General features: G+C 66.0%; 7 protein-coding genes. 3 read left to right on the forward strand and 4 right to left on the reverse strand.

Annotated elements, in window-relative coordinates:
- Window positions 1–22 precede the first annotated feature (22 nt).
- The 3 genes from HNS03_RS12720 to HNS03_RS12730 are packed head-to-tail and all read right to left on the reverse strand — an operon-like array spanning window position 23 to window position 3,854.
- The gene (locus HNS03_RS12720; RefSeq protein WP_367195782.1) at window positions 23–571 is read right to left on the reverse strand and encodes a 3-hydroxyanthranilate 3,4-dioxygenase; all 549 of its coding nucleotides are present in this window, start codon (window positions 569–571) and stop codon (window positions 23–25) included.
- Window positions 568–1,572, reverse strand: a complete 1,005-nt coding sequence (locus tag HNS03_RS12725) for a dihydrodipicolinate synthase family protein (RefSeq protein WP_367195784.1) — start codon at window positions 1,570–1,572, stop codon at window positions 568–570. The genes HNS03_RS12720 and HNS03_RS12725 overlap by 4 nt, the downstream gene beginning before the upstream one ends.
- Window positions 1,569–3,854: a xanthine dehydrogenase family protein molybdopterin-binding subunit gene (locus HNS03_RS12730; protein WP_367195786.1), complete on the reverse strand. Its 2,286-nt coding sequence runs from the start codon at window positions 3,852–3,854 to the stop codon at window positions 1,569–1,571. The genes HNS03_RS12725 and HNS03_RS12730 overlap by 4 nt, the downstream gene beginning before the upstream one ends.
- Before the next feature lie 127 nt (window positions 3,855–3,981).
- Between HNS03_RS12730 and HNS03_RS12735 the strand changes: the two genes are divergently transcribed.
- Window positions 3,982–4,881 (forward strand): LysR family transcriptional regulator, encoded by a 900-nt coding sequence (locus HNS03_RS12735; protein WP_367195788.1) that lies wholly within the window; start codon window positions 3,982–3,984, stop codon window positions 4,879–4,881.
- Between the two features lie 3 nt (window positions 4,882–4,884).
- Here the strand turns inward: HNS03_RS12735 and HNS03_RS12740 are convergent, their stop codons facing one another.
- Entirely contained in the window at window positions 4,885–5,754 is an 870-nt protein-coding gene (locus HNS03_RS12740) for an alpha/beta hydrolase (RefSeq protein ID WP_367195790.1), read from the reverse strand.
- A gap of 273 nt (window positions 5,755–6,027) precedes the next feature.
- On the opposite strand from HNS03_RS12740, the gene eutB reads away from it, so the two are divergent.
- Together eutB and HNS03_RS12750 are read left to right on the forward strand one after the other, a co-directional pair.
- A complete protein-coding gene (gene eutB, locus HNS03_RS12745) occupies window positions 6,028–7,035 on the forward strand; it encodes a hydroxyectoine utilization dehydratase EutB (protein WP_367195791.1) in 1,008 nt (335 codons plus the stop codon).
- Window positions 7,025–8,017, forward strand: coding sequence for a cyclodeaminase (locus tag HNS03_RS12750; RefSeq protein WP_367195793.1), 993 nt, complete (start codon window positions 7,025–7,027; stop codon window positions 8,015–8,017). Before eutB ends, HNS03_RS12750 begins: the two co-directional genes overlap by 11 nt.
- The last annotated feature ends 83 nt before the right edge of the window (window positions 8,018–8,100 follow it).

The following is an 8,100-nucleotide window of genomic DNA, read 5'->3' on the forward strand; positions in this document are numbered from 1 at the left end:
CATGGCGGCCAGGATGCCACTGTCAGAGTTCGACCCAGCCCTCCGGCGGCGCCTTGCCCGGATGCACCGCGCCGCAATTGGGGCACTTGCGCGCCTCCTCATCGGCATAGAACGCATCGTAAATCGGCGGCAGGTCGGTCACGAGGCTTTTCACCGACACTTCGACCCGCTTCACCAAGGTGCCGCACTCGAAGCAATACCATTCGAACGCGTCGAGTTCGCCTGCCCCCCGCTTGGGCTCGACCACGAGGCCGACCGACCCTTCCTGGGGCCGCTGGGGTGAATGGCGCACATGGGGCGGGAGCAGAAAGACTTCTCCCTCCCGGATCGGCACGTCGTAGAAATTGCCGTCGTCCACCACCTTCAGGACCATGTCGCCCTTGAGCTGGTAGAAAAACTCCTCCACCGGGTCGTCGTGATAGTCGGTGCGCTTATTCGGGCCACCGACGACCATCACCGTCATGTCGGTGTCTTCGAACACCTTCTGATTGCCGACCGGCGGTTTCAGGAGGTGTTGATGTTCATCGATCCATTTCTGGAAATTGAAGGCGGAAAGCCGTCCCGTTTTCATCCCGTCATCCTCTTCGCTGCATTGGCCGCGGATCCGGTATCGGCCGGACCGGTCTTGAGGCCGCATCCTTCGAAGGCGGCGCGGATGGTCGCCTTCTCGTCCTCCGTCAGCGGCAGGCAGGGCGGGCGCACCGCGCCGCCGACCTGGCCGAGGAGATCCTGCCAATATTTCTGCTGGGCGTGCGGCTTCTCCGCCGGCCGCGAGGCCTTCAGCGCGTGGCGCACCGGGTCCAGACTCGCGCTCACCGCGCGTGCCTCGTCCGCCTTTCCGGCGAAGGCGAGATCGGTATATTCGCGCATGCGGCGATCATATTTCGTCTGGATCAGATACGGCGGAGACGAGCACAGATATAGCTGCCAGCCGAGCTCCAGGATATTGTCGAGCCACTCCTTCTCGGAGGCCGTCGACACCAGGATGCGATCGCTCGCAAGACGTGTCAGCTCGATATACATCTCCCGCGGCACGGAATATTTGATCGCCACGACATTCTCGATGTCGGCAAGCTTGTTGCAGAGCTCGGGGCTCATCAGATAGCCGCTGTCCGGATGGCTCCACAGCGCGATGCCGATATCGACTTTGTCAGCGATCGTCTTGTAGTAGGAAAGCAGTGTCTCATCCTGCTTTTCGAAGAAGTGCAGCATCGGCGCGTGTACGACGATGTAGTCGGCACCGCAGGCCTGGGCGTGCCGGGCGAGATCGATCACCACGTCCATGTTCTGGTCGGAGCACGACATGATCGTCTGGGCCCGGCCGGCGCAAGCCTCCACGGCCAGGTCGAAGGTGCGCTTGCGCTCATCGACGGACATGGAGAAGAACTCGCCCTGCTTGCCCGCGATGAAGAAGCCATCGATCTTCAGATCCTCGATCCAATGATCGATATTTTGGCGAAAGCCATCCTCGTCGATCGACAGATCCTCCGCGAATGGCGTCAGAGCCGCCGCCCAGATCCCCTTCATGGTGGCGAAGGCATGAGCCTTCGCGTCCTTCTTGGCGTATTTCATCGTCCGTTCCCACTTGTTGCGACGTGCGGCGTCTGCCTGATGGCACGCCACAGCTTCTCGCTCGTCAATGGCATTTGAAGATCGTTTGCCCCGAACGGGGAAACGGCGTCCGCCACGGCGTTGAAGACTGCTGCTGGAATCCCGATACAGCCGGCCTCTCCCACCCCTTTTGCTCCAAGCGCGTTGGACGGCGAGCGGGTCTCGATCTTGCCGATCTGAACCGGGGGCATGTCCCCCGCGCGCGGCAGGGCATAGTCCATGAGGGAGCCGGTGAGCAGTTGGCCATCGTCATCGTAGACGAGCCGCTCCAACAACGCCTCGCCCAGCCCCTGGGCAAGCCCTCCCATCATCTGACCTTGGGCGAGCAGTGGATTGACCACTACCCCGGCATCGTCGATCCAGACCAGCTTTTCCACATCGAGCACGCCTGTATCCGGATCAACGGCGACCATGGCAAGGCAGCATCCGCTCGCCCAAGCCTCGCCTTTCGCGTGATAGATCTCGGTGGTGGAGATTGCGACATCCTCCGGCGCGCCCTCGGGCCCGAGCACGTTACCCGCGAGATCGGCAAGCGTGACCGACGCGCCGGTCTCATCATCGGCGTAGACGCGCCCCGCGCGGAACACGACCCGCTCGGGCGCGCATTGCAGCAAGGCCGCAGCCCGTTCCACGATCTTGCCGCGCAACGCGTCACAGGCGAGCCGCATGGCGCTGCCGCCGATCGCCGTCGACCGGCTGGCGAGCGCGCCAAGCCCACGCTCCGCCTCGGACGTATCGCCGTGACGGATATCGATCAGATCCGGATTGGTCCCCAACGCATCCGCAGCGATCTGAGCGAAGGTGGTCTCGCGCCCCTGGCCCTGGGCACTTGCTCCGGTGGTCGCGCGAAAGCGGCCATTGCAGCAGAGCGCAGCCTCGGCGCTTTCCCATCCCTGACCGCAAGGTTCGATATAGAGACAAAGCCCAATGCCCACGACCTCGCCGGCCGCGCGCCGCCGCGCCTGTGCCGCGCGCAGCCTGCCATAGCCGGCCTCCGCCTCCACCGCGTCCAGCAATTGAGCGAAATCGCCGGAATCGATCCGCGCGCCGGTGGCGGTGTCGAGCGGCAGAGCGGCGGCGGAGATCAGGTTGCGGCGGCGGATCTCGACCGGATCGATGTCGAGGGCACGGGCGCCTTCCTCCATCAGCCGATCGAGCAGGATCGCGGCTTCCGGCCGGCCTGCGCCGCGATAAATCCCAACGGCTGCACGATGGGTCATGTGGGCCCGCGCCGAGAGGTCGAGGGCGTCGATCGCATAGGGACCCGGCAGAATGCGGAGCGCGTTGTTCGGTGGAACGGCGGCGCTGTAGGTCATCCAGCTTCCCTGCTGAAACACCAGCTCCGCCTTCAACGCGCGCGCACGGCCATCGGCGGAGAACGCCATTTCCGCGGTCGAGGTGGCGCCGCGACCATGGCTGGCGGCCAGGAAATCGTCGCTGCGCGGCGAGACCCATTTGACCGGCGCATTCAAATGGCGGGCGGCGAACGCTACCATGACGTCTTCGGGGTAGATCGAGGCCTTGCCGCCGAAGGCGCCGCCCACATCGGGCGCGATCACCCGGATCCTCTCTGGGGGAAGCCCCAGAATGCGCGCCAGATCTTCACGGATCCGATAGGGCGTCTGGGTCGAGCACCAGACCGTGAGCTCCCCATCTGCGACCGTGGCGAGCGTCGCGCGCGGCTCCAGCGGGGTCGGCGCCAGCAAAGAGTGCGCAACGGTCACGGAGACTACCTTGTCGGCCGCTTCAAAGGCGGAGGCGACATCGCCGGACGTGACCTCCTGAGAGGTGGAGACGGCGCCCTCGCCCGGAGCCTCCATCGCCAGCGGCTCGACATCGATCTCCACCAGCAACGCCGCATCGCGGGCCGTCGCCGCCGAGGTCGCAACGACGGCGGCAACCGGCTGGCCGAGCGCGGTCACGCTTTCGCGCGCCAGCGCCTCGAACGGCGCCTCCGCGATCCCCGGCACGATCGGATTGATGGCGTTCTTACCAAGCGCGCCCAGATCGGCAGCGGTGAAGACGGCAACGACGCCCTCTTCGGCCTTGGCGGCCTCGGCATCGATCGCGACGAGCCGGCCATGGGCGAGCGGGCTTCGCGCAAACGCGAGATGCAGGCAGCCTTCCGGCGTGACGTCGTCGACATAGCGGCCGCGCCCGGTGGTCAGCCGCAAATCCTCACGACGCAGCACGCTCTGGCCGAGCCAGGGAACCTCCATCGTGCCGGCGCGACTGACGCCCAAACCTGCCTCCCCTTCGTGCATTCGCACACACTGGTCAATTCATGAGCAAGGGAAGCACCGTTCAATCTATCTGAGAACTCCAGATTATGAGATAAATTAATCTGGAAATGGAATAAATCATCCAGCCATGCGTATCACTCTCAAGCAGATCGAAGCCTTTCTCGCCGTGGCGGAAAGCGGCAGCTTTTCGCGAGCGGCGGCTGTGTCGGTCTATGCCCAGCCGGCGCTGTCCCAGGCCGTGAAGGAGCTGGAAGGCGAGCTCGGCGTGCGTCTGTTCGACCGGACCACACGCCGGGTCGAGCTGACCGATGCGGGCCGGGAATTCCGCGCCTCGGCGGAGAAGATTTTCGACGATCTCGATCACGCCGTTCAGAACGTCCACGCGCTTGCCGAACGCCGGCGCGGCCGGATCCGGATTGCCGCCCCGCCGCTGCTGGCCGCCGTCGTGCTTCCCCAGGCAATCGCCGCATTCCGGCGCGACCATCCCGGCGTCAGCGTCGACCTGATCGATGTGGGTACCGACGAAATCGTGGAGAGCGTGCGCACCGGACGGGCCGAATGCGGCCTCGGCACCTTTCCACCCGGCGGCGACGAGATCGAACGGCTGCCGCTCGCCCGCGACGAGTTGATGCTGTTCTGTCCCTCCGGCAGTGGCTTTGCAGAACACCGCTCGGTTTCCTGGAACGCGCTTGCCGGCGAAACGCTGGTGACGCTCACCCGCGGCAGCGGCATCCGGCTTCTGGCGGAAGTCGGGTTCGAGGCCGCCGGCGTGGAGCTTGCGCCCAGCTACGAGGTGGCCCAGGTCACCACCGCGCTCGCGCTGGTGGAGGCCGGATTGGGGGTCGCGGTTCTGCCGACCTATGCGCTGGCTGCCGCCCGGCCGGAGAAGGTGGTCGGCCGCCCTCTCACCTCACCCACGATCGGACGCGAGATCCACCTGATTCATCAAAGCGGGCGATCGATCTCGCCCGCCATTGCCGCCTTCACGCCCGTGCTGCGGCGCACGGTGCAGGCGCTGAAACCCTGAACGTCAGCGCATCAGATGCAGCAATGCCTGGGCCAGTTCCGAACGCTCGTCGGCAAGGTCCAGGACCACGTCGAAATGGTGCCGGTCCGGGATCTCCATCAGCGTGGAGCCGAAACCGGCCTGCTGCCAGAGTTCGTGATAGCCTTGCGACTGGCGGCCGAAGCCCGCCGGTTCGCCGCTGGCGTAGGCGGCGACGATCGGGCAGCCGGCCTTCGGGAGGTTGAGGGCCGGGCTGAGCGCGGCGACATCGGCGTCCGTCAGAGTCAGCCATTCCGAGACGAACGATTTGGCGATCGGGCCGAGATGAAAGAGACCGCTCACCGGCAGCGCGCCCTTGACCACGTCCTCCGGCACGCCGAACGCCTCATGCCAGCCGCCGGAGATCACGCTTCCGGTCAAATGGCCGCCGGCAGAGCTGCCGCCCACATAGATGCGCTTGGGATCAAGGCCGAAGCGCCGCCCCTCCCGATGCAGGTAGGCGATCGCGGCACGAACCTCCCGAACGATCTCGGCCAGATCGACCTCGGGCGCGAGCCGATAGTCGACGGCGACGGTCGCGATCCCGTGCCTGGCGAGTGTCGGCGCCATGAATGCCGATTCATGCTTGGAAAGGGCCCGCCAGTAGCCGCCGTGAATGAACACGAACACGGGCCGCGGTTCCTCACCGCCGCCGAAGATGTCGATCGTCTGGCCACTGTCGTCGTCATAGACCACGTCGAGCGCGGTGGCGATCGAGCGGGCCGCGACCGAGCCCTCCCGATAGCGCCCGATCGTTTCTTCGAACACGTCGACGGAGACGGTCGCCCGCGCGTTGTAGTCCTCGTTTATCGTCTCGAGCGGGAGATCAGCCTCCGCCGCCAGATTCGTGGTCACCCGTACTCTCCATGATCCGTTCGAAGTTGGCGCACCTTAATCGGAGTCGGGCCGGACGCGCGAGTATCGCCAGTGCATTTCGCGCAACTCCGATCGGGTCATTTCGCCGACGTCAGCGGCCCGGCGCACCGTGCGCGGCACTCCCACGTTGCGTTGACCTCGCCCCCACAAGCCGCGATGCTGGCTTTCGCTGCAAAGCGGCACAGATTTCGCGGCCGACGGTCGAGCGCCGCGGCACCACCGCTCCGTTTTCCTTGCTCGCCCGGAGGCCCAGTGAGCCTGTCGCTTGCCGATATCCTCGCCGCTCGCCGCGCGATCGCTGGCACGGCCATTCGCACGCCGTTGGTCCCCTCGCCGCACCTTTCCGACCGCGCCGGCCAAGACTTTCTCCTAAAGCTCGAAATTGGCCAGCCGACAGGTGCCTTCAAGCTGCGCGGCGCAACCAACGCCGTGTTCTCGCTGCCGGAAGGGACGGCCGGCGTCACCTGCTGCTCCACCGGCAATCACGGGCGCGGCGTCGCCTATGCCGCCCGCGCCCGTGGTTTGCGCGCTGTCGTGTGCATGTCGTCGCTGGTCCCCCAGGCCAAGATCGACGGCATCAAGGCGCTCGGCGCCGAGGTGCGTATCGTCGGCCGCAGCCAGGACGAGGCGCAGCTCGAGGCGCACCGGCTTTGCGAGGAAGAAGGCCTCGTCGAGATCTCCCCCTTCGACGCCGCCTCCGTGATCGCCGGCCAGGGCACGATCGGCCTAGAGATGATGGAGGACCGGCCTGATCTCGACATGGTGCTGGTACCGCTATCCGGCGGCGGGCTCGCCGGCGGCATCGCGCTGGCGGTCAAGACCATCAAGCCCAGCGCTCGGGTGATCGGCATCAGCATGGATCGGGGTGCGGCGATGCACGAATCGCTCAAGGCCGGCCACCCGGTCGAGGTGGAGGAAGTGGCGAGCCTTGCCGATTCCCTCGGCGGCGGGATCGGACTTGAGAACGCGCTCAGCTTTGCGCTCTGCCAACGCCACCTGGACGACACGATCCTGGTCTCCGAGGAGGAGATCTACCGGGCCATGCAGACGCTCTATTTCGAGGATCGGCTGATTGCGGAAGGCGCGAGCGTTGTGGCCATCGCCGCGCTCCAGGCCGGCAAGCTTCCCGCCCCAAGCGGGCCGATCGCGACCGTCCTTTCCGGACGCAGCGTCGACATGGACGCCTTCACCCGGATCGTGACGGGCCAAGACGTCCCTCTCGGCGACATGACGATCAAAGGACACCCCTATGCCCCATGAGATCCTGATCGCCACGGAAAGTGACCTGCGTCAGGCCGTCAGCCTCGATCTGGAGACGGTGACGACGGTGGAGGACGCCTTCAAGGTGCTCGCTTCCGGCACGGTGGTGATGCCACCGATCCTCTCCATGGCGATCGAGGCGGCGAACGGCGAGGTCGACGTGAAGACCGCCTATATTCCCGGCTTCGATGGCTTCGCGATCAAGGTTAGCCCCGGCTTCTTCGACAATCCCAAGCTTGGCCTGCCGAGCCTGAACGGGCTGATGATCCTGTTTTCCGCCAAGACCGGGCTGGTAGACGCCCTCTTCCTCGACAATGGCTATCTGACCGACATCCGCACCGCCGCAGCCGGCGCGGTTGCGGCGAAACATCTGGCGCCGGCAAGCGTGCGCACCGCCGGCGTTTTCGGCACCGGCGCTCAGGCCCGACTGCAGATCGAAGCCGCGCATCTGGTCCGGCCCTTCGAGCGGGTGCTGGTCTGGGGCCGCGACACTGCCAAGGCCGCCGATTGCGCCGCCGACATCGCTGCCCGGCTGGGCATCGAGGCGCGCGCGGAGGCCGACCCGGAAAAGGTCGTCGCCGGCTCCGAGCTCGTCGTCACCACCACGTCGGCGCGCGCGCCTATCCTCAAGGAGGAATGGCTCCATCCTGGCCTGCACGTCACCGCCATGGGCTCCGACCAGGGCGAGAAGAACGAGATCGAGCCCGGCGCGCTGGCCGCCGCCGACCTCTACGTCTGCGACCGGGCCACCCAGTGCGAAACGCTGGGCGAGCTGCGCAGCGCGCTTGCGGCCGGCATGTGGAACAAGGGCACCCCGCCGGAACTCGGCGCGGTCGTCACCGGCACCCATCCCGGCCGCCAGAATGACGAGGCCGTCACTATCTGCGATCTGACCGGCACCGGCGCCCAGGACACGGCCATCGCAACGCTGGCGCACAAGATCTGCAGCGCCCGCGGGGTCGGCTCCAAGATGGCCGTCTAAGTCCGGCTAGAGCGTGTCATTTGGTTTTTGAATCGGAAATGGGATTCCCTTGAGGGGTTGGATCTGATTCAAGCTGCCTGCTG

The organism is Amorphus sp. 3PC139-8, from assembly GCF_040750475.1.
Taxonomy (GTDB): Bacteria; Pseudomonadota; Alphaproteobacteria; order Rhizobiales; family Amorphaceae; genus Amorphus.